This window comes from Actinomadura mexicana (assembly GCF_900188105.1).
Taxonomy (GTDB): domain Bacteria; phylum Actinomycetota; class Actinomycetes; order Streptosporangiales; family Streptosporangiaceae; genus Spirillospora; species Spirillospora mexicana.
The window spans coordinates 174,768-194,119 of sequence record NZ_FZNP01000010.1; the positions used below are offsets into that span (position 1 = coordinate 174,768).

Here is a 19,352-nt window from a genome sequence, read left to right on the forward strand (position 1 = left end):
TTCCACGAACCGGTGGCCTGTGCATCGGATGCGTTCGGCCACCGGTTCCGCGAACCGGCAAGAGGGACCGTGCGGGAACGTCCCGATTTATCAACTAGACCGGTCGATAAACTAGGAAATAGCGCGGCGAACCGGGCCATGGCCTCACAGTGGGCGACCCGCGTCACGCTCCAGGATGCGGCCGCGGCACCGGGCCGTCAGCCGGACCCGCCATCTGCTCCGGCGCTCGACCTGGGCCGAGTCGCCTCAGCGGTCCAGGTGGCGGGTGTAGAGGGCGCCGGCCTGGAAGCGGGTGCGGGCGCCGAGGCGGTCGCAGAGGTCGCGCACGCGGCGCTGGACGGTGCGGGTGCTGATGGAGAGGCGGCGCGCGATGGCGTCGTCGGTCAGGCCCGCGGCGAGGAGGGCGAGGACGGCGTCGTCCGGGGCGTCCTCGCCGGGGAGCGGGACGGCGGAGCGCCACAGGGCCTCGAAGAGGGAGACCAGCGCGTCCAGCAGGGCGGACGGGTGAACGATCAGGGAGCTGTCGACCGAGCTGGCGTGCTGCGAGGTGAGCGGCAGCATCGCCGTGCGGCGGTCGGCGACGGCGAGCTTGATGGGGACGGCGCCGAGGCGGGCCTGCTCACCGGACGCGGCGGCGCGGCGGACGTACTCCAGGGCGTGCGGCTCGTCGAGCGCCTCCGGGCCGTAGATGCCGCGCACCGTGATGCCGCGGCGCATGGTGCGTTCCTGCTCGTCGCTCGATACGGCGGCGTCGGTCGCGAACGGCGGCTGGACGAGGACGAGCAGCTCGTCGCGGGCGCCGTTCAGGAGTTGCAGGTAGCGGCGGGACACGGCCGTCCGGCCGCTGACGACCTCGACGAGCTCCTCCGGGTGCGGGGCGGCCTCGGCCAGGAGCGGGCCGATGGCGGCACGGCTGCGGGCGATCTCCTCCTGGCGGCTGGCGACGAGGGCCTCCACCGCGACGTGCGGAGGGGTGGCGAGGAGGCGCAGCGGGCGTCCGGCCAGGCGCGTCACGAGCCCGAGGTCCTCCAGGCGCGGCAGGAGGCGGCGCAGGGCCGCGACGGACGCGCCGTGGCGCGCCGCGAGGTCGGCGAGGGTGGACGGGCCTTCCCGCAGCAGGGCGCGGTACGCCGCCTCCTCGGCGGCGGTCACCCCGAGTCCCTCCAGGAGCGGCGAATCGGACACGTCCTAAACCTACGGCTTCCCGGTCCGTTTGTCGGGTTCCCGCCATGGCGGAAGCCGCCAGCGCCTCCCCTGGATCGGCCGCGCCGGCCGGCCCGACAATCAAGATCCAATTTAGGGAGGGATGGCCATGTGGTTGAGGACCGCGGCGGCCCTGGGGTCGTTCGGCGCGCTGGCGTTCGCGGCGCCCGCGGCGGCGGACCCCGGGCCCGCGTCCGCTCTGCGGGCGGAGGCCGGAGCCTACGACGTCACGCTGCCCACCGGCGACACGGTGCACGTCGGCAAGGAGGGCACGACCGTGGCGCCCGCGGCGGGACGCACCTCCGCGTTCTCCGTCCGGCACAGCGGCGGTGACCTGTACGTCGTCCCGGACGACCGGCTCGCCGACGACCCGGAGCGGTACAACGTGACGGCGCTGCACGAGCGGCGGCGGCCTGCCGCGCCGGAGCCGAAGGCGTCAGGCGGGCTGGTCACCGTGCGGGTGAAGGGCATCGCGCGGGACGGGCGGCCCGGCCTCGGCACGGCCGGCTTCCTGAACGTGAAGGACGCCTCGATCGGCAACGCGCACCGTCCGCTGCCCGGCGACCCGGAGGCGCCCTGCACCGACGAGCGCTGGAACGACTCGAACTGCGTGCGGCTGGTGCCGGGGACGTACTCCGTCATGGGCGTCGTGAAGACGATGCCGTCGTGGGCGCCGAGCACCGGTCCCGGCAAGCCGCTCAACTACAGCCTCGTCGGCTACCCCGAGATCGAGATCACCGGGGACACCGAGATCGTTCTGGACGCGCGCAGGGCGCAGGAGGTGACGGTCCGCACGCCCGAGCACGCCACCGCGCCCGGGCCGGGGGCGATCAGTCACCTCATGTGGACGCGCGGGCCCGCGAACGGGCCGGCCGTGGACGAGGGCGTCTACATGGGCGACGGCGCGACGCTGGAGCAGCGGGTGTTCCTCCAGCCGACCGGGCGGGTGCGCACCGGGACGTTCGAGGCCTACACGCGGTGGCGGCTGGAGGCGCCCGCGATCACGATGCGGGCGGGGAACCGGTCGCTGCATCCCGAGTACTATCCGGCGGCCTACTTCAGCGACACCTCGGACCAGTTCCCGCGTCTGGACGGCAGCGCGCGCCTGCGGGTCGCGGACGGGGACAGGCCCGGCGCCGACCTGCGCGGACGGCTCGCCCTGGTCCGGCGGAAGGACGGCGTGCCCGTCGCCGAGCAGGTCGAGACGGCCGCCGAGGCGGGGGCGCGCATGGTCGCCGTCTACAACGACCGGCCGGGGGTGAACGACGATCCGGGGGGCTACGGGAGCCGGTTGGCGGTCCCGACCGTCCGCCTGTCCCATGAGGAAGGACTGGCTGCACTGCGGGGACAGGCAACTGTGGTGGCCAAGGGAAACGTTGACAGCCCGTACCTGTACGACCTGCTGTTTCCTGAAAAGGGGCAGATCTCAAAGAACTTGGATTATGTCGCGCGCACGCGGGATCTGGCGAGAATCGACAACGCCTACCACGGCAGCGGCTCCATGACCGCCGCGCGCTACGGCAAGCGCCCCTGGGAGGACTTCGCCCTCGCCTACAGCCACCCGATCACCGGGACTCCGCGAACGCGTTCGGAATACGTCTCGGCCGATCCGGAAACGCAGTGGTCCGCGATGGCCATCACTCCGGAGCAGCCGTACAACAACGCTTTCCCCGGCCCGGAAACACCCCACCTCGTGCTCGGGGAAACGAAATGGAAGGCGTACGGAGCAGGGCAGCGTGGCGCGCACAGCTGGGGTGAGGCACCGCTCACCGGTGGCATCAGCGCGCAGTCACCGATCGTCCGCGCCGGAGACCAGATCCGTCTGCGCGTCGGCATGGCGGACGCCGCGCGCAATTTCTCCGACGCCTATTCCAGCTCCTTCCCGAAGGGTTTCGCCACCGACTTCCGCGTCTACCGGGACGGTGAACTCGTCGCACAGACCGCCTACAAGGCGAGCGGGGTGCTGACGACGACACCGGACGATGCCGAATACCGGGTGGAGTACGACTTCGCCAACAACGCCCCGGGGACGCGGCTGTCCACGCGGACCAGGACGTCCTGGGCGTTCCGCTCCGCGCACACGACCGACGTGACCGTCCTCCCGCTGCTCCAGGTCGGCTACGACGCGGCGCTCGACCTGCGCGACCGGACCCGCTCGAAGACGCTGCGGCTGACCGTTGGCCACCAGGACGGCTCGTCCACGCCGCTGCGCCGCCTGTCCCTCCAGACTTCGTTCGACGACGGCGCGACCTGGACGGACGTCCCGCTGCGGAACGGGGTCGCCCGCCTTCACGGGAAGGGGACGGTGTCCCTCCGCGTCACGGCCGAGGACGCCCGGGGCAGCGCGATCACCCAGGAGACCGTCCGCGCCTACGAACTGCGCTGACGACCGGTGCGACCGAGCGCCGTGACCCCGGCGGTAGCGCCGCGGTCACGGTGCCGGGGTCACGGTGCGGGGTCACGGTGCGGGGGTCACGGTGCGGGGGTCACGGTGCGGGGGGCGGGGTTCGGTTGACGTCAGGACCGGACTCCGCCCCGCCGGGGATCAGGGCTGCTTGTAGTCGTACTTGGCCGTGATCTTGGCCGAGGGCGGGCAGATGAAGCTGCCGCTCGTCTTGGGGACGACCTGGTTGGTGAAGGTCGCGGTGAACGGGAAGTTCGAGGCCGACATGGAGCCGGTCAGGTTCCCGCCGTAGGTGCAGCCGATCGCGCTCATCGAGAAGTTGTTGATCTTGACGGTGGTGCCGCTGAAGGTGCCGCTCCAGGGCAGGTTCCCGGGGGTGACGGTGACACCGCAGCCGCCGGCGTTGGCGGACGTGTAGGACGCGTTGACGCCGCCCGCAAGGACGGTGCCCTTCAGCACGGAGCTGGTGCAGCTGGCCTGGATGCCCGCGTCGATCACCATGGTGCCGTTGAGGGTGGCGGTGAACGAGCCGGTGTTGACGGCGAGGGCGGGGGAGGCCGTCAGGGCGACGGTGCCGGTGGCCGCGACCGCGGCCGCGGCGATCGCGGCGATCTTCGTGGTGCGAGACAAGGGGGCCTCATTTCGAACGGTGGGCGTCGCGCCTGCACCCGAGGGGTGGGGTGGGAGGTCCGCTGATCCATGCGCGGCTCCGCCCATGGCCGGTGGGGGAAGTCGCCGTGATTCAGGGACCGGAGCCGGGGAACCGCCCTGTCCCCTTCGACATGGGTTCCGACCGGAGTAGAACGCGTTCTAACTTAGACCATAGACAAAGGTTATAGAGCGGTCAATACCCGAACGCGACTCTCCCGTTATCTCGGGATGACACCGATCATAAAGGTTCGTTTCGAGCGTCCGTAAGTAGCCATCTATGCAGGGTACAGAAATATTCACAGCCAGCAAGCTCGTGCGGCCCCCTCAGCCCCGCCCTCTTCGGCAACGGCGTCGAACGTTGGGGCAAAACACGTGAGAACCGGTTACACAGAGCGCGCAGTACGCCGGGGGTTACGACGGGTGGCCGATCGGCTGTGAAATTTCACATCCACTCTGATCGGCGTCGAAAACCCGCTTCGCACTCGGGCGGGCCGCTATCTCTGATCTGGCGATTCTCCGCGGGTCCGGATTTCCGTGCCATCGGGTCGATCCGCCACCGACCATTGTCAGGCGGGCGGTTCCGGTCCATCGTGACGGGACCGCGAGCGTCCGTGAGCGTCCGCAGGAGACCCCGCCGCGCGACGAGCGGGCGCGTAGAGCCGAACGGCAGGTACCCCGTCATGAGAAGCTCCCGCCGATTGCGTTCCCTGCTCGCCGTCCCGTGGGCGCTGGCCCTGGCCCTGGCCGGGCTCGCGGCGCCGTCCGCGGCGTCGGCGCCCGGCCCCGAGACCGCCGGGCAGTACGTCGTGACCGGTCCGCGGACCGGCCAGCAGCGCGGCCAGGTCGCCCGGACCGGAGCGGCGATCAACGCCGTCCGGGCGGGCGGGCTGGAGGTCAGCGCCGTCCCGTCGGAGGTCAGGGCGATCCGGAGGCTCGGCTTCACCGTCCGGCCGGCTCCCGTCCGGACCGCGGACCCGAGCGCGGCCCCGAGCACCGCGGCGACCTCCTACCACACGTTCGCCGAGATGCGGCAGGAGGTCGACTCCGTCGTCGCCGCCCACCCGCAGATCGCCCGCCAGTTCGTCGTCGGCAAGTCCTACCAGGGCCGCGACATCGTCGGCGTGAAGATCAGCGACAACGTGGCGACCGACGAGGCCGAGCCCGAAGTACTGATCATCGCCAACATCCACGCGCGCGAGCGGCTCACCGCCGAGCAGGCGCTCGACTACATCGGGCAGCTCACCACCGGCTACGGGTCCAACAGCCGGATCACGAACCTGGTGAACGCGCGCGAGATCTACGTCATGCCGATGGTCAACCCGGACGGCCAGGTCTACGACATGACCAGCGACACCCAGCCGGGCCGGATGTGGCGCAAGAACCGCCAGCCCAACTCCACGTCCACGGGCACGGACCTGAACCGCAACTTCGCCTACAAGTGGGGCTGCTGCGGCGGCTCGTCCGGCAACGGCTCCAGCGAGACCTACCGGGGCACCGGCCCCGAGTCCGCCGTCGAGACGAAGGTCCTCGCCGGCTTCGTGCGGAGCCGGGTCGTGGGCGGCGCGCAGCAGCTCGGGATGTTCCTCGACATCCACTCGGACGCGGAACTGGTGCTGTGGCCGTTCGGCTACACCTACAACAACACCGTCCCGGGCTCGATGTCCGCGGACGAGGAGGCCGCCCACCGCACCATCGGCCGGGAACTGGCCTCGACGAACGGCTTCGCGCCCGAGCAGTCCAGCGACCTCTACATCACCGACGGGACCACGGACGACTACACGTGGGGACAGCAGCGCATCTTCTCGTTCACCTTCGAACTGGCCGGAGGCAGCTTCTACCCGCCGCCGTCCGCGATCGCCGGTGAGGTCCAGCGCAGCCGCGAGGCCCTGCTGCGGCTGACCGACTATGCCGACTGCCCCTACCGGGCCATCGGCAAGCAGGGCCAGTACTGCGCCTAGTACGGCCCGCACGCCGGTCCGGTGCGGCCCGCAACGGACCGGGCCGGCGTGTCAGCCGAGGCGTTCGCGCAGGTCAGCCGAAGCGTTCGCGCAGAGCCGGCAGGAGGTCGGCCTCCGCCCAGGTCCGGAAGTCCTTCTGGTGGTCGGGCCCGGACTGGCAGAACGAGATGTGGGTGAAGCCCGCGTCGGCCCACTTCCGGACGGCCTCGACGTAGTCGTCCACATCGTCGCCGCAGGGGACGGACTCCGCGACGTCCTCCGGACGGACGGTCTTCGTGGCGGCCTCGAAGTTCACCGGGCCCGGCAGCTCGGCCATCACCTTCCACGCCGGGGCGGAGAACTTCCACGTCCTGTGGGCGCGCTGCCTGCACTCCTCATGGTCGTGACCGAAGGCCACCGGGATCTGCCCGTAGACGGGCCTGCCGCCACCGCTCTCGTTGTGGAAGAGCTCGACGACCTCCGGCACGGGCTGGTCGGAGATGAGCAGGTCCGCGTGCTCGGCGGCGAGCCGGCCGGCCCGCGGGCCGAAGGCCGCCATGCCGATCCGGACGGGCTCGTCGGGCAGGTCGTACAGCTTCGCGGAGTCGACGGTGAAGTGACGGCCCCGGTAGTTGACGTAGTCGCCGCCGAACAGCGCCCGGATGATCTCCACGGCCTCCGCGAACATCTCGTGCCGGACGTCCACCGACGGCCAGCCGCGCCCGACGACGTGCTCGTTGAGGTTCTCCCCCGCCCCGAGGCCGAGCGTGAACCGGCCGTCGGACAGCACGCCCATCGTCGCGGCCTTCTGCGCCACCACGGCCGGGTGGTAGCGCATGATCGGGCAGGTCACGAACGTCATCAGCGGGATGTGGTGGGTGGCCTGGGCGAGCGCGCCGAGCACCGACCAGGCGTAGGCGGAGTGGCCCTGGCTCTCCAGCCACGGGAAGTAGTGGTCGGAGATCACCGAGTAGGCGAATCCCGCCTCCTCGGCCTCCACGAGGTCGGTGACGAGCTGCTTGGGCGGCGTCTGCTCGCAGAGCAGTGTGTATCCGAATTCCATCTCAGATCCCCAGCAGGTCCGTCAGGTCGTCGGCGTGCTCTTCCTCCGCGGCGAGGATGTGCTCCATCAGCCGCCGGGTGGTCACGTCGCCGTCGCCGAGCCAGCGGATGATCTCCTGGTAGGACTCGATGACGATCCGCTCGGCGACGAGGTTCTCCTCCAGCATGCTCTTCAGGTCGTTCTCGTCGAAGGTCTTGTAGGTGGTGTGGGAGCGCTCGGCGAGCGTCCGCGGATCGAAGTCCGGCTGCCCGCCGAGCTGGCTGATCCGCTCCGCGGCGCGCATCGCGTGGTCGCGCTCCTCGCCGGCGTGCTCGCTGAACTCCGCCGACACCTGCGCCCGGTCGATCCCCGTCGCGCTGATCGCGTGCTGCGCGTAGCGCATCCAGCACACGATCTCGGTGGCGAGGACGTCGTTGAGGACGCCGATGACCTCCTCGGCGCTGCGGCCGTAACCCGCGGTCACCGGGCCGTCCGTCATCTTCTCGCGGGCGCGTTCCCGGATCGCCGCGACGTCGATGCTGAAGCTGCTCTCGGCCATGCACTCCTCCTGATCAGCACGGATGTGGACTCCCCTACCCGGCAGGGGCTGCTCATGCCTGGGCACCGACGCGAGGAACCTGCCGCCCGGAGGGTTACTTGGCCACCGTACGTCACATCTGCTATACGTAGAGCTACCTCGTTCCGACCTGGGGCGAGGGAAGGGACATCCGGTATCCACCTTGAGATCCGGGCGTGACAAGGGAGAAAAGGAACCACATGAAGTCCTTCAGCTACACCGAGCTCGACAAGCTCGCCGGTGAGGTCCTGCCGGAGCGCGCCGTGCTGTCCACCCTTCTCGTCGGGGGCGGCGAGAACGAGAACGTCAACCTCAACCACGGCGGTGGCGACGGCGGCACGACCGCGGTCGTGAACGCCTGCCAGAGCCAGCAGACCCGCCCCGACAGCGGCCTGCTGCAGCTGGTCGGCCTGCACGCGCAGAACGACGCGAGCTCGATGACCTGCCTGCCGGGCACCGCGATCTCCGGCCACTGAGCCGAGCGTGCGTAACGCGGGCTTCGGCTCGCACTCGGAAGGGCTGGCGGCTTCCGCCAGCCCTTCCCCCTTCCCACAGCGAAGCGAAAGCGATCCCATGAGCCCTTCCAACCCTCAGCAGCTCACCTACGCGGAACTGGACCGGTTGTCCGGGGAGGTCCTGCCGCGGCGGCTCGCGCTGTCCACCAGGACCGGCGGCGGCGAGGGCGACACCGAGGTGTTCTACGCCTGCCAGGCCACCCAGTCCGCCGGCACGTCCGGCCTGCTCGGCACCGGCCTGCTCGCCGAGGCCCCGACCTCCACGGTGACCTGCGTACCCGCCGTCGTGGTGCACGACAAGCCATGAGCACGCCCGCCGCCCTCACCCTGCCCGCGCTGGTGGACGGCGCCGAACTCGTCGGCGAGTTCAAGAACTCCGGGTACCGGGAGGCGCCGCAGCTGGTCCGCCTGCCGAACCGGCAGCTCGTCCGGCTGCCCCCGCTGCTGTTCCTGGTCGCCAGGGCACTGCACGAGCACCGCCACCTGGCGGGCGAGGGCGACGTGGTCGCCTCGCTCGCCACGGTGGCCGACTCGGTCAGCCGGGAGGCGGGCGCGCGGCTGTCCGCCGAGCAGATCGTCTACCTGGTGGACCGCAAGCTCGCCCCGCTCGGCGTCACCACCTTCAGCGACGGCACCGTGCCGCAGTTCGCGCGGTCCGACCCGTTCCTGGCGCTCAAGTTCAAGATCGCGGTGTTCCCGGAGTCGGTCACCTGGTTCATCGGCGGCCTGTTCGCCTGGCTGTTCCGCCCCTGGGTGATGGCGCCCGTGCTGGCCGCCTTCCTGGCCGGCGAGGTCTGGGTGCTCACGTCCAAGTCGATCGCCGACGCGCTGTCGATGGCGATCCTCAAGCCGGTCAGCATCCTGCTGGTGATCGCGCTCGGGATCGCCTCCTGCGCGTTCCACGAGATCGGGCACGCCTCGGCCTGCCGGTACGGCGGCGTCCGCCCCGGCGTCATGGGCTGCGGCATCTACCTGGTGTGGCCCGCCTTCTACACCGACATCACCGAGTCGTACCGGCTCGGCCGCGCCGGCCGGCTCCGCGCCGACCTCGCCGGCGTCTACTTCAACGCCATCTTCATCATCGGGCTGACCCTGCTGTACGCGCAGACGGGGTTCGCGCCGCTGATCGTCGCCATCATGTACGTCAACCTGGAGATCGTGCAGCAGCTGCTGCCGACGCTCCGGTTCGACGGGTACTACATCATGTCCGACCTCATCGGCATCCCCGACCTGTTCCGGTACATCGGGCCGATCCTGCGCCGGACGCTCCTGCGGCGCCCCGCCGACGCCCGCCTCGACGACCTCAAGCGCTGGCCCCAGATCTTCGTCACGGTGTGGGTGCTGACGGTGATCCCCATGCTGGCGTTCCAGATCGCGCTGATCGTCACCCAGGTCCCCGGGCTGGTGGCCAAGGACTGGGCGATGGTGCGCAGGCTCGCGTCCGCCGCCGCCGACGGGGCGGGCCCCCTCACGCTGCTCACCTCCGGGCTCCAGATCGTTTTGCTGGTCCTGCCGCTGATCGGCGTCGGGTTCATCCTGTACAGCATGGTCCGCGGGCTGGTGCGGTGGGCCGTCCGCTACGTGAACGCTCCCGTGGCCAAGGCGGCCTCCAGCACCTGAGCCCCTCTCGCCAACGCGCCGGGTGCCGCCAGGGGGGCACCCGGCGCGTTTTTTTGCGTTCCCAGGAAATGCATTTTATAAGCTTTTCGGTTCGCGCTTCGCAGCGCGGCGGCCCGGGAATCCCCGGGGCACGGGAGAGAAACTCCGCACAAAGGATCTCATCCCTTTCCCAAGGCCGGCACATCCTCACGGCCGGTGTTTCCGGAAGGCCCCGCGTTGCTCCGTCGCCCCACCCCCGCCGCATGGCTGGGGGCCTTCGCGCTCCTCCTGCCCCTCGTGCTCGCGGACCCGTCCCTGGCGGCCGCCCCGGCCCGCGCGGAGGTCGTCGCCGAGACGGCCGTCGCGCCCCGCACCCTGGACCTGACCATCGCCTCTCCCGCGATGGACGGCCGCCAGAAGGTACGGCTCCTGCTCCCGCCGGGCTGGTCGCGGGACGCGGAGCGCACCTGGCCCGCACTGTGGCTGCTGCACGGCGGCGTCGACGACCAGACCGCCTGGACGCGCGACACCGACGTCGCGGAGCTCACCGCCGGAACCGGCGTCATCGTCGTCATGCCGAACGGCGGCCGCTGCGGCAATTACTCCGACTGGTGGAACTACGGGAACGGCGGCCCGCCGCGCTGGGAGGCGTTCCACATGACCGAACTGCGCGGCATTCTCGAACGGGACTACCGCGCGGGGACGCGGCGCGTGATCGCCGGCAATTCCATGGGCGGCCTCGGCGCGATGCTGTACGCGGCCCGGTTCCCCGGCGCGTTCGCGGCGGCGGCGGCGTTCAGCGGCTACCTGGACACCCTGCACGGCCACGAGCCGGGCGACGAATCGACCGGCTGGGGGCCGTCCCTGGCCTGCCCCGGCACCGACTGGCGGCGGGTGTGGGGCGACCCCGACGACCAGGCCGCGATCTGGCACGCCCACAACCCGGCCGACCTCGCGGCGCGGCTGCGCGGCGTCCGGCTCTGGGTGGCGAGCGGGAACGGCAGGGCCGGGCCGCTCGGCGGGCTGCCGTTCACCGACCCGGTGGAGGCCGGCGCGAACGACCACGCGCACGCGTTCGTCGACCGGTTGCGAGCGCTCGGCGTCCCGGTGACCGCCCGCTTCTTCGACGGGCAGCACGACTGGCCCTACTGGCAGCGCGACCTGCACGAGGCGTACCCGATGCTCTTGGACGCCCTCGGGCTCGGCCCCTGCTCCGGACTCAGTCGTTCTTGAGCCGCTCCGAGGCGTCCCTCGCGCCGAGCGGCCCGTGCCATTCGAGGAGAAGGACGGTGGCGTCGTCGTCCAGGCGCCCCGAGTGGTGCTCCAGGATGCTGTGGACGAGGCGCCGCAGCGTCTCGGGGACCGAGAGCCCGTCGGCCTCGCGCCGGATGATGAAGTCGACGAACCGGTCGAGTCCGAATTCCTGCTTGTCCGGGTCGCGGGCCTCCACGATCCCGTCGCTGTAGAACAGGATCCGGTCGCCCGGCTCCAACTGCTCGCTGCACAGTCCCGGCCGCACGCCGAGGCCGGTGCCGAGCGGCGTGCCGGGCGGGCATTCCAGCGTGGTGACCCACCGCGACCCGCGAATGACGACGGGGGGAGGGTGCCCGTGCGAGATCCACGACAGCCGTCCCGACGGCAGGTCGAGCTCGGCCAGCACACCCGTGACGAAGCGCCCGCTCGGGTCCTGTTCGAGCAGCGCCGCCTCGATCGCCTGCGCCGTCTCGACGAGCCCGACCCCTTGGATGCGGGCGTTGCGGCAGGCCGCGACGGCGAGGTTGGAGGTGAGCCCGGCGGCGGTGTCGTGGCCCATGGCGTCGAAGATCGTGAGATGGACGGTCTCGCCCGCGAGCGCGTAGTCGAAGGTGTCGCCGCCCAGCATGTAGGCCGGTTCCAGCGCGGCGCCGATGACGACCTGGTCGTTGGCGAAGGTCATCGGGGGCAGCAGCCGCCACTGCATCTCCGCCGACACCGTCATGTCCCTGGTCCGCACCAGCCGGGAGAAGGAGTCGCTGTACGGGCCCTTGCTCACGATGATCAACGCGACCAGGCCCGCCAGGGCCTCGGCCTCCCTCAGGAACCGGGTGTCGTCGCGGCCGGCGGTCACGCGCATCACGCCGAGCCGCTCCGCCCCGTCGAGGATCGGCACCCAGTACTGGCAGTTCCCGCCGTCCTGGGCCTGCCCGGCGGCCGTCTCCATCGTCTGGAAGGCCCGGCCCGCGACCGTCCCCTCGATCCTCAGTTCGGGGGACTCGGCTCCGTAGCCCCGGCCGGCGTCCGGCCCCTTCCCGGTCAGCAGGCGCAGCACCGTCTGCTGGAGGTCCACGACGTAGATGAGCACGTCATGCAGGCCGTGGTCGGCGGCGTGCCGCGCCACCGCGCCCGGCATCTGCTCCATCGACATCAGATGGCTGGCCGCCAGCAGCTCTCTCAGCATCGATTCGCCGCCCTGCATGCTCGGTATCACGGGACTCCTGCACTTCACCGTCCCGCAGGCGGACCACCGTGTTCCAGGACCACTTCCCCCTTTACCGGACTCTACCTGCCCATGTCGGGTCCGTGCGGCATCCGGTCCGAGGCGGGCCAGACGTACGGGAGATCGTCCGGCACGCCGGGGAACAGGGGCCGGTAGAAGCCGGGGTCCTTGCGGACGAGCGCCGAGCGGTGGCTGAGGTGGAAGGCCGGGTCGCCGAGCCAGGGCGGCAGCTCCCCCGCCGCGGCGAGCCGCTCCTGCCCGCGCGGGCGCCGGACGCCCCGCACCTCGGCGAGCTCGGCCGTCAGCGTCGCCGCGCAGGTGTCGCCGTGGCCGAGACCGCACCAGCGTCCGCAGATCTCCAGGCCGTACCGGACGAGCGCCTCCTCGTAGCCCGTCCACATGAGCGCCGCCGGGTGGCGCCGCCAGCCGTAGCCGGGCACGGTGAGCGCCCGCAGGACCTGGATGGTCTCGACGCGCTGCTTGCCGAGCCGCCGCCGGTCGAGGACCCCGGCCGTGGCCGTGAAGTCCGCGCACGGCAGAAAGGTCTGCACATGGCCCCCTCGGGTACGCCCGCCCCGGCATACCTACCCAGGGATCGGCGGGCAAGCGCCGCGGGCGCCCCGGGGTCAGCTCCGGGACGGTGCGGGACCTGACCCCGGGGCGCCCGCGGGTCAGGTCCGGGACGGTGCGGGACCGGAGGGCAGCAGCGCGGCGATCCCGGGCTTCAGCAGGCCGCGGACGTTCGCGTAGGACGTGCCGAAGTTCAGGTTGCCGCAGCCGTCGCTGCCGCCCGCCAGGAAGGAGAGCTCGAATCCCGCAGGGGTGAAGAACGGGCTCAGGACCGGCGGCAAGGTCCTTTCCGGCGCGCCCGAATCCTGGTGGGGGGACAGGTCGGCGAGCTCGAACGGCCCGTCGGAGCTGCAGTCCTGCCACCGGCGCTCGTGCAGGGCCGGCTTCTGCGGTACGAGCGACCCCAGTCGGCGCACGCCGTCCGGGGTGAGCGTCGCGGGCTGGAAGACGTCGGCGGCGGTGAGCCGGCGGCCGGTGCGCAGGTCGACCGTGACGACCTCCCCGCCCGGGGAGCCGTCCGCCTGCTGGCAGTTGTCCGACAGCATGTAGTAGCGGACCGACACCAGGCGGGGGCCGCGCAGCCCGAGCCTCGTCTCGGTGCCCAGCTTCACGGGCTTTCCCTTGCAGTCGATCGAGGAGGCCATCCTCCTCGCCGACGCGACGAGCCGGTCCACCGGCCCGCGGAGCTCGGTGTTGACGCGGCGCTCCAGTGCGGGGTCCTTCAGCCCGGTGACCTTGGGGTACCGCGCGTTCTGGACCTCGATCGCCGGGCCGGTGAGCCGGCGGTTGTCGGCGACCAGGGTGACGACGGCGGCGGACGCGGCCGCGGGCGGCCGGGGCTTGTGGTCCTGCACCGCGTAGACGACGCCGCCCGCCGTCCCCGCGACCACGGCGGCGCCCGCGGCGGCCATCGCGCCCTTGCCGGCCGCGGTGGCGAGGAAGCCCTTGCTCACGGCCGCCCCCGTGGTGCCCACGCCGCCCGCGCCGCCCGCGCCGCCCGCGCCGCCGCCGGCCGCGCCGGCCGCGCCCGCGGTCGCCCCGGCCGCGGCGGTCGCGCCCGGCGCGACCGCGAGGGCGCCGAGCGGGAACAGCGCGGCCAGCGCGACCGCGGCGGCGGCCAGGGCGCGCACGCCCCGCTGCTCCCAGTCACCCCCGTACGCGGCGACGGCGGCGGTGTCCAGCCGCGTGACGAACTCCGCCGCGCCCGGCGGCCGCTGCCCCGGGTCCTTCGCCATCCCCTGCAGGACGAGCTGGCGCAGCGGCCCGGGCACGTCCCGCACGTCGACCTGCGCGGTGAGGTGCTGGTTCATCAGGGCCGCCCGCTCGGCGGTCGCGAAGGGGCGCCGCCCGGTGACGCACTCCACGAACACGCACGTCGCGGAGTAGACGTCGGTGGCGGGGCTGGCGGGATCACCGCGCCACTGCTCCGGCGCCATGTAGACCGGCGTCCCCGCGAACGAGCCGCCGCCCGCCAGGACGGCGATGCCGAAGTCCACGAGCTTGCTGAGGCCGTCGCCCTGCACCACGACGTTCGCCGGCTTGTAGTCGCGGTGCACGACCCCGACGGCGTGGGCGGCCGCGAGCCCGAGCAGCGAGCCCTTCAGCACGAGCAGCGCGGCCTCCGGAGCGAGGGCCCCGTGCTCGCGCAGCACCTCCTTCAGGGACGCGCCGTTCACCGCCTCCATCACGATCGCCGCGCCGTGCTCGCCCTCCACGAACTGGTAGAGGCGGGCCACGTACGGGCTCGTCAGGCGCCCCAGCATCTGCGCCTCGGACCGCAGCGCGTCGACCGCGCCGGGGTCCCCGCCGGCCAGGTACTTGATCGCGACCGGGGTCCCGGACCCCGGGTGGCGGGCCAGGACGACTCGTCCCTGCGCACCGCGTCCCAGTTCGCGCTCCTCGGTGAACCCCGTCAGCCGCCAGTCCATCCCGCGCTCCCGCCGTTCTTCGGATCATGCTTCCCAGGACGGTGACGCCACCGCGTGAGGAAAGGTTCGCGGAAAGTCCGCACGAGCGCCACATCCGGGAGCCGGGTGAGCCCCGGGGGCGGCCCGGTGAGATGGGACACACCGCCCGCCGCGCGCACCCGGGCCCGGGAGCGTTCGTAGCCACAGGTCACGGGCCGCGCTTATCATTCCATGACAAAGCGCAGAGGAAAAGCGCGGCCGGGAATTCGCGGAAGGAATGTGCTACAACCCGTTGGGGTTCGCCGACCGCGAAAGGATCTTCATGGGCGCAGCGGAGGCTCTCGCGCGGGTCGTCGACACGGAGCGCTATCCGCTGGCCGCGCCGGGCGGCGCGGGATGGGACGTGCTCGTTTCCCGGACCAGGGACGAACTCGCGGAAACGGGCTGCTGCGTGCTGCCCGACTTCATTCGCCCGGCATTGCGGGAGGCGCTGCGCGCGGAATGCGAGGCGATCGCACCGCACGCGCATTACGACGTCGAAACGGTGAACGCCTACAACATCGACGTGAGCACGCCTTTGCCGGAGGGCCATCCGGGGCGCATCACGGTCGAGCGGGGCAACGCGTTCGTCGCCCGCGACCACATCCCCGCGGACTCCGTGGTCCACCGGCTCTACGCGAGCGGGCTCTTCCAGCGGTTCGTGGCGGCCTGCTTCGGGCTGCCCCGGGTGCACGAGCTGGCCGACCCGCTGTCGGGACTCGTCCTCAACGTCGTCAACCCGGGAATGGAGCACCCCTGGCACTTCGACACCAACGAGTTCACGGTCAGCCTGCTGACGCGGGAGCCCGAGGACGGGGGCGTCTTCGAGTACTGCCCGAACATCAGGTCGGCGGAGGCGGAGAACTTCGGCGACGTGCGCCGCGTGCTGTCCGGGCGCGGCGGCGACCTCGTCCGCCGGCTCACGCTTCGCCCTGGTGACCTGCAACTGTTCAAAGGAAGGTACTCGCTTCACCGGGTCGCCGTGGTCCGCGGGGAGACGGCGCGGCACACGGCGATCCTCGCCTACAGCGAGCGCCCGGGGGTCATCGGCAGCGTCGCGCGCACGAAGCAGCTCTTCGGCCGCGTCCTGCCCGAGCACCTGGCGGCGGAGGGACGCGCCGTCCGGGTCGACCGGCTGCTGGACTAGGAGGCACCCGCCCGTGCGCACGGACGCGACAGGGAAGATCTCGCTCGACCACATCTACACCAGCCCCGATCCCCGCGCCTACTTCGGCACGCTGCGCGAACTGCACTACGACATCCCGGAACTGGCCAAACCACACTTCCAACGCCTCATCGCCGAATACCAGGAGGCGCGCGGCGTCCCGGTCCCCACCGTTCTCGATATCGGCTGTTCCTACGGCATCAACGCGGCTCTGCTGAAATACGGCGTGACGATGGCGGAGCTGTACGATCGCTACGGCGGTCCCGACGCCCTCGGACACACACGCGCCAGGCTGCTGGCCCGAGACCGGGAGTTGGTCCGTTCCCGTGAAGCGACGAGCCGCCTTCGTTTCCTCGGCCTGGACGCCTCGGAGAACGCCCTTTCCTACGCGCTCGAAGCCGGCTTCCTCGACGGCGCCGTGCACGCGGATCTGGAGAGCGGCGAGCCGACCGCCGAGCAGCGCGCCCAGCTCGCCGGAACGGACCTGGTCGTCTCGACGGGGTGCCTCGGATACGTCACCGAGCGCACCCTCTCCCGCGTCGTGGAGGCGCACGGGGAGCGCAGACCGTGGATGGCGCACTTCGTGCTGCGCATGTTCCCGTTCGACCCGATCGCCGAGGTGCTCGCGGACGCCGGGTACACCACCGTCCGCCACGACGGCCTGTTCCGGCAGCGGCGGTTCGCGACGCCGCAGGAGCAGGCGCTCGTCCTGGACCGGCTCGCCGAGGTCGGCGCCGACCCGGGCGGGCTGGAGGCCGAGGGCTGGTTCTACGCGCAGCTCTACGTCTCCCGTCCACGCGACTGACCCTTCCGACTGGGCACGGACACCTGACGCCCAGGGAACGAACAGAACAAGAGGATCGATGTGAACGCCGGCGAAGAACTGTCGTCCCGCACCTTCGGCAACGAGGAGCGCCTGCCGCGGGTGCCGCTGCCCACGCTCGACGCGACCTGCGAGCGGTTCCTCGAGTGGTGCGGGCCGCTGCTGACCGCGGACGAGCGGGCCCGGACGGAGTCGGCGCTGGCCTCGTTCGCCCGCCCGGACGGGCCGGGCCGCACGCTGCACGCGGCGCTGGAGCGCTACGACGCGAGCGAGGGCGTGGAAAGCTGGCTGGACACGTTCTGGCCCTACCGCTACCTCGGCCGCCGCGACCGGATCGCGCTGAACGCCAACTTCTTCTTCCTGTTCAAGGAGTCGCCGGAGGGGCAGGTCGAGCGCGCGGCCGGGATCATCGCCGGGGCGCTGGACTACAAGCTGCGGCTCGACCGGGAGGAGGTCCCGCCCGTCGTGCAGCGCGGCCGGCCGCTGTCGATGGCGCAGAACCGGTACCTGTTCTCCACGACCCGCATCCCGGGCGCCGAGCAGGACACCGTCCGCGCCCCCTACACCGCCGAGTGGCCGGGGCCGTCGGACGCCCGCCACATCGTGGTGCTCTTCCGCGGCAACATCATCCGGATGGACGTGCTGGGTCCCGACGGCCACCCCCACACGCTGGAGGAGCTGCGGGCGGGCCTGGCCGCCGTCATGAAGGCGGAGGCCGCGCCGGAGCCGTCCGCCGGGCACCTCACCACCAAGGCCCGCGCCGAGTGGGCGGCGAGCCGGGAGGCGCTGCTGGCCCTCGGCAACACCAAGGCGCTCGACGACGTCGAGACCGCGCTGTTCTGCGTCTGCCTGGAGGACTTCGTCCCCGCGAACACCCTCGACGCCTGCGACCACCTGCTCCACGGCGACAGCGCCAACCGCTGGTTCGACAAGGCCGTCTCCTTCGTCGTGTTCGGGGACGGCACCGCGGGCATCAACGTGGAGCACTGCGGCCTGGACGGCACCACGGTCCTCAGCTTCGTCGACGCCCTGCTGAGCGAACCCCCCGAGACGTCGTCGCAGCGGTCGGGCGCCCGGTCGCAGGGGCTCCCGGTCGTCGAGGCGATCGAGTTCACCCTGGACGACGCCCTGCGGCGCGACATCGACGCCGCCGCGGCGGCGTTCGCCGCCTACGGGGCGGCCACGGCCACCGCGACCGTGGCGTTCGACGACTTCGGCACCGACCACGTCAAGCGGCTGAAGATGTCGCCGGACGCGTTCGTCCAGATGGCCTACCAGCTCGCCCACCAGCGCGCGAAGGGCCGCGTCGGCGCCACCTACGAGTCGATCGCCACCCGCCAGTACCGGAACGGGCGCACCGAAGCGATGCGCGTCGTCACCCCCGAGGTGCTCCGCTTCGTCGAGGCCATGGACGACCCGGCGGCCGGGACCGCGCCGCGCCGGGACGCCTTCCGCGCCGCCGCCGACGCCCACGTCCGGCGGGCCCGCGCATGCCAGGCGGGGCAGGCGCCCGAGCAGCACCTCTGGGAGCTCCAGCTCATCCAGAGGCGGCGCGGCGCCGAGCTGGGCGTCACCGAGCCGCTCCCCCTGTTCGAGTCCCCCGGGTGGCTCGTGATGCGGGACGACTACCTGAGCACCAGCTCCGCTCCGTCGGTCAACATCCGGTACTTCGGGTTCGGCTCGACGAGCGAGCAGTGCATCGGCGTCGCCTACGTCCTGCTGCCGGACCGCTTCAACGTCTACCTGAGCACCCCGCGGCCGGTCGCGGACGCGATGCTGGAGTTCGCCGAGCGGCTCCGGGAGGCGGTCCGCGAGCTGCGGGACCTGCTGGCGTGATCACCTCCCGGGTCTGGCCGGCCGGTGCGTCCGCCCGATCGGGTAGAGCCAGCGCCGGAACGCGCGGCTGAGCCCGGGCATCACGAACAGGGTGAGCAGCGGGATCACGATGACGGGGAACGTCAGCGCCCGCACCGGCAGCGGCCACGCCTGCGTCAGCGGCGTGACGAACGTCTGCAGCAGCAGGCTGAGCGGGTACACCGCGCAGAAGGTGATGACGATCATCTTGAGCTTGGAGGGCGGCGGCACGGACTCGCCGGGCAGGTTGAACCACGTCTCCAGCCCGGTGGTGTCCTGCCGGCGCTCGTCGGCGATCCCGCTCACCCGCTCGATCCAGTCCGCGCGCTCGCCGGAGTTCAGCCACCGGTCGAGCCGCTCCTGGTCGGCGAAGTTCACGACCGTGTAGTAGCGGTGCCGCGACCCCTCCGCGCGCAGCCAGGTGGCGCCCTGGTGGCCGGAGTACCGGGTCGCGACCTCGTGCAGCCCCTCCGCCCACTCCTCGAAGTCGCGTTCCCGGCCCGGCTTGACGTCCCAGGTGAACACGATCGTGACGGGCTCGGTCTCCGTGGAAGCCATGGCTGAGATCTCACCCGTCCCGCCCGGTCCAT

Annotated in this window: 17 protein-coding genes; 9 read left to right on the forward strand and 8 right to left on the reverse strand. The window is 71.7% G+C overall.

The window, feature by feature from the left end:
• Nucleotides 1-246: 246 nt before the first annotated feature.
• On the reverse strand, nt 247-1,185 hold the full coding sequence (locus CHC11_RS25625; protein WP_089314365.1) for a helix-turn-helix domain-containing protein: 939 nt from the start codon (nt 1,183-1,185) through the stop codon (nt 247-249).
• A gap of 127 nt (nt 1,186-1,312) precedes the next feature.
• On the opposite strand from CHC11_RS25625, the gene CHC11_RS25630 reads away from it, so the two are divergent.
• A complete protein-coding gene (locus CHC11_RS25630) occupies nt 1,313-3,589 on the forward strand; it encodes a PA domain-containing protein (RefSeq protein WP_143227321.1) in 2,277 nt (758 codons plus the stop codon).
• Nucleotides 3,590-3,748: 159 nt separating this feature from the next.
• On the opposite strand, the gene CHC11_RS25635 is transcribed toward CHC11_RS25630, so the two are convergent.
• Nucleotides 3,749-4,237: a hypothetical protein gene (locus tag CHC11_RS25635; protein WP_089314367.1), complete on the reverse strand. Its 489-nt coding sequence runs from the start codon at nt 4,235-4,237 to the stop codon at nt 3,749-3,751.
• A 701-nt stretch (nt 4,238-4,938) separates the two neighbouring features.
• Here CHC11_RS25635 and CHC11_RS25640 point away from each other — a divergent pair.
• Entirely contained in the window at nt 4,939-6,216 is a 1,278-nt protein-coding gene (locus CHC11_RS25640) for a M14 family metallopeptidase (RefSeq protein WP_089314368.1), read from the forward strand.
• A 73-nt stretch (nt 6,217-6,289) separates the two neighbouring features.
• Here CHC11_RS25640 and CHC11_RS25645 read toward each other — a convergent pair whose 3' ends face one another.
• Entirely contained in the window at nt 6,290-7,258 is a 969-nt protein-coding gene (locus CHC11_RS25645; protein ID WP_089314369.1) for a TIGR03557 family F420-dependent LLM class oxidoreductase, read from the reverse strand.
• Nucleotide 7,259: 1 nt separating this feature from the next.
• Nucleotides 7,260-7,796 carry a ferritin-like domain-containing protein gene (locus CHC11_RS25650; RefSeq protein ID WP_089314370.1) on the reverse strand — a complete coding sequence of 179 codons (537 nt, stop codon included), beginning with the start codon at nt 7,794-7,796 and terminating at the stop codon, nt 7,260-7,262.
• A gap of 218 nt (nt 7,797-8,014) precedes the next feature.
• On the opposite strand from CHC11_RS25650, the gene CHC11_RS25655 reads away from it, so the two are divergent.
• From CHC11_RS25655 to CHC11_RS25670, 4 genes are all read left to right on the forward strand, one after another.
• Entirely contained in the window at nt 8,015-8,290 is a 276-nt protein-coding gene (locus CHC11_RS25655; protein ID WP_089314371.1) for a hypothetical protein, read from the forward strand.
• Nucleotides 8,291-8,387: 97 nt separating this feature from the next.
• The gene (locus tag CHC11_RS25660; RefSeq protein ID WP_089314372.1) at nt 8,388-8,636 is read left to right on the forward strand and encodes a hypothetical protein; all 249 of its coding nucleotides are present in this window, start codon (nt 8,388-8,390) and stop codon (nt 8,634-8,636) included.
• On the forward strand, nt 8,633-9,949 hold the full coding sequence (locus tag CHC11_RS25665; RefSeq protein WP_089314373.1) for a hypothetical protein: 1,317 nt from the start codon (nt 8,633-8,635) through the stop codon (nt 9,947-9,949). The genes CHC11_RS25660 and CHC11_RS25665 overlap by 4 nt, the downstream gene beginning before the upstream one ends.
• 216 nt (nt 9,950-10,165) lie before the next feature.
• On the forward strand, nt 10,166-11,161 hold the full coding sequence (locus CHC11_RS25670) for an alpha/beta hydrolase (RefSeq protein WP_245919757.1): 996 nt from the start codon (nt 10,166-10,168) through the stop codon (nt 11,159-11,161).
• Here CHC11_RS25670 and CHC11_RS25675 read toward each other — a convergent pair.
• The 3 genes from CHC11_RS25675 to CHC11_RS42175 form a co-directional block, all read right to left on the reverse strand.
• Nucleotides 11,148-12,383, reverse strand: a complete 1,236-nt coding sequence (locus CHC11_RS25675) for a PP2C family protein-serine/threonine phosphatase (RefSeq protein ID WP_218826242.1) — start codon at nt 12,381-12,383, stop codon at nt 11,148-11,150. The genes CHC11_RS25670 and CHC11_RS25675 overlap by 14 nt on opposite strands.
• Before the next feature lie 83 nt (nt 12,384-12,466).
• A complete protein-coding gene (locus tag CHC11_RS25680) occupies nt 12,467-12,955 on the reverse strand; it encodes an MSMEG_6728 family protein (RefSeq protein WP_089314374.1) in 489 nt (162 codons plus the stop codon).
• Nucleotides 12,956-13,075: 120 nt separating this feature from the next.
• On the reverse strand, nt 13,076-14,902 hold the full coding sequence (locus tag CHC11_RS42175; protein ID WP_218826243.1) for a serine/threonine-protein kinase: 1,827 nt from the start codon (nt 14,900-14,902) through the stop codon (nt 13,076-13,078).
• Nucleotides 14,903-15,203: 301 nt separating this feature from the next.
• Here CHC11_RS42175 and CHC11_RS25690 point away from each other — a divergent pair, with 301 nt between their 5' ends.
• Genes CHC11_RS25690 through CHC11_RS25700 form a run of 3 tightly spaced genes read left to right on the forward strand, consistent with a single transcriptional unit; the run spans nt 15,204 to nt 18,744 of the window.
• The gene (locus tag CHC11_RS25690; protein ID WP_089314524.1) at nt 15,204-16,067 is read left to right on the forward strand and encodes a HalD/BesD family halogenase; all 864 of its coding nucleotides are present in this window, start codon (nt 15,204-15,206) and stop codon (nt 16,065-16,067) included.
• Between the two features lie 13 nt (nt 16,068-16,080).
• Nucleotides 16,081-16,890 (forward strand): methyltransferase type 12, encoded by an 810-nt coding sequence (locus tag CHC11_RS25695; protein WP_089314375.1) that lies wholly within the window; start codon nt 16,081-16,083, stop codon nt 16,888-16,890.
• 60 nt (nt 16,891-16,950) lie between these two features.
• Nucleotides 16,951-18,744, forward strand: coding sequence for a choline/carnitine O-acyltransferase (locus tag CHC11_RS25700; RefSeq protein WP_218826244.1), 1,794 nt, complete (start codon nt 16,951-16,953; stop codon nt 18,742-18,744).
• Here CHC11_RS25700 and CHC11_RS25705 read toward each other — a convergent pair whose 3' ends face one another.
• Nucleotides 18,745-19,320 carry an antibiotic biosynthesis monooxygenase gene (locus CHC11_RS25705; RefSeq protein WP_089314377.1) on the reverse strand — a complete coding sequence of 192 codons (576 nt, stop codon included), beginning with the start codon at nt 19,318-19,320 and terminating at the stop codon, nt 18,745-18,747. It abuts the gene before it with no gap.
• Nucleotides 19,321-19,352: the final 32 nt, after the last annotated feature.

Coding starts and splice junctions, on each gene's coding strand:
- CHC11_RS25630 (WP_143227321.1), top strand. CDS start 1,313: ATGTGGTTGAGGACCGCGGCGGCCCTGGGGTCGTTCGGCGCGCTGGCG.
- CHC11_RS25640 (WP_089314368.1), top strand. CDS start 4,939: ATGAGAAGCTCCCGCCGATTGCGTTCCCTGCTCGCCGTCCCGTGGGCG.
- CHC11_RS25645 (WP_089314369.1), bottom strand. CDS start 7,258: ATGGAATTCGGATACACACTGCTCTGCGAGCAGACGCCGCCCAAGCAG.
- CHC11_RS25650 (WP_089314370.1), bottom strand. CDS start 7,796: ATGGCCGAGAGCAGCTTCAGCATCGACGTCGCGGCGATCCGGGAACGC.
- CHC11_RS25655 (WP_089314371.1), top strand. CDS start 8,015: ATGAAGTCCTTCAGCTACACCGAGCTCGACAAGCTCGCCGGTGAGGTC.
- CHC11_RS25660 (WP_089314372.1), top strand. CDS start 8,388: ATGAGCCCTTCCAACCCTCAGCAGCTCACCTACGCGGAACTGGACCGG.
- CHC11_RS25665 (WP_089314373.1), top strand. CDS start 8,633: ATGAGCACGCCCGCCGCCCTCACCCTGCCCGCGCTGGTGGACGGCGCC.
- CHC11_RS25675 (WP_218826242.1), bottom strand. CDS start 12,383: ATGCAGGGCGGCGAATCGATGCTGAGAGAGCTGCTGGCGGCCAGCCAT.
- CHC11_RS42175 (WP_218826243.1), bottom strand. CDS start 14,902: ATGGACTGGCGGCTGACGGGGTTCACCGAGGAGCGCGAACTGGGACGC.
- CHC11_RS25690 (WP_089314524.1), top strand. CDS start 15,204: ATGGGCGCAGCGGAGGCTCTCGCGCGGGTCGTCGACACGGAGCGCTAT.
- CHC11_RS25705 (WP_089314377.1), bottom strand. CDS start 19,320: ATGGCTTCCACGGAGACCGAGCCCGTCACGATCGTGTTCACCTGGGAC.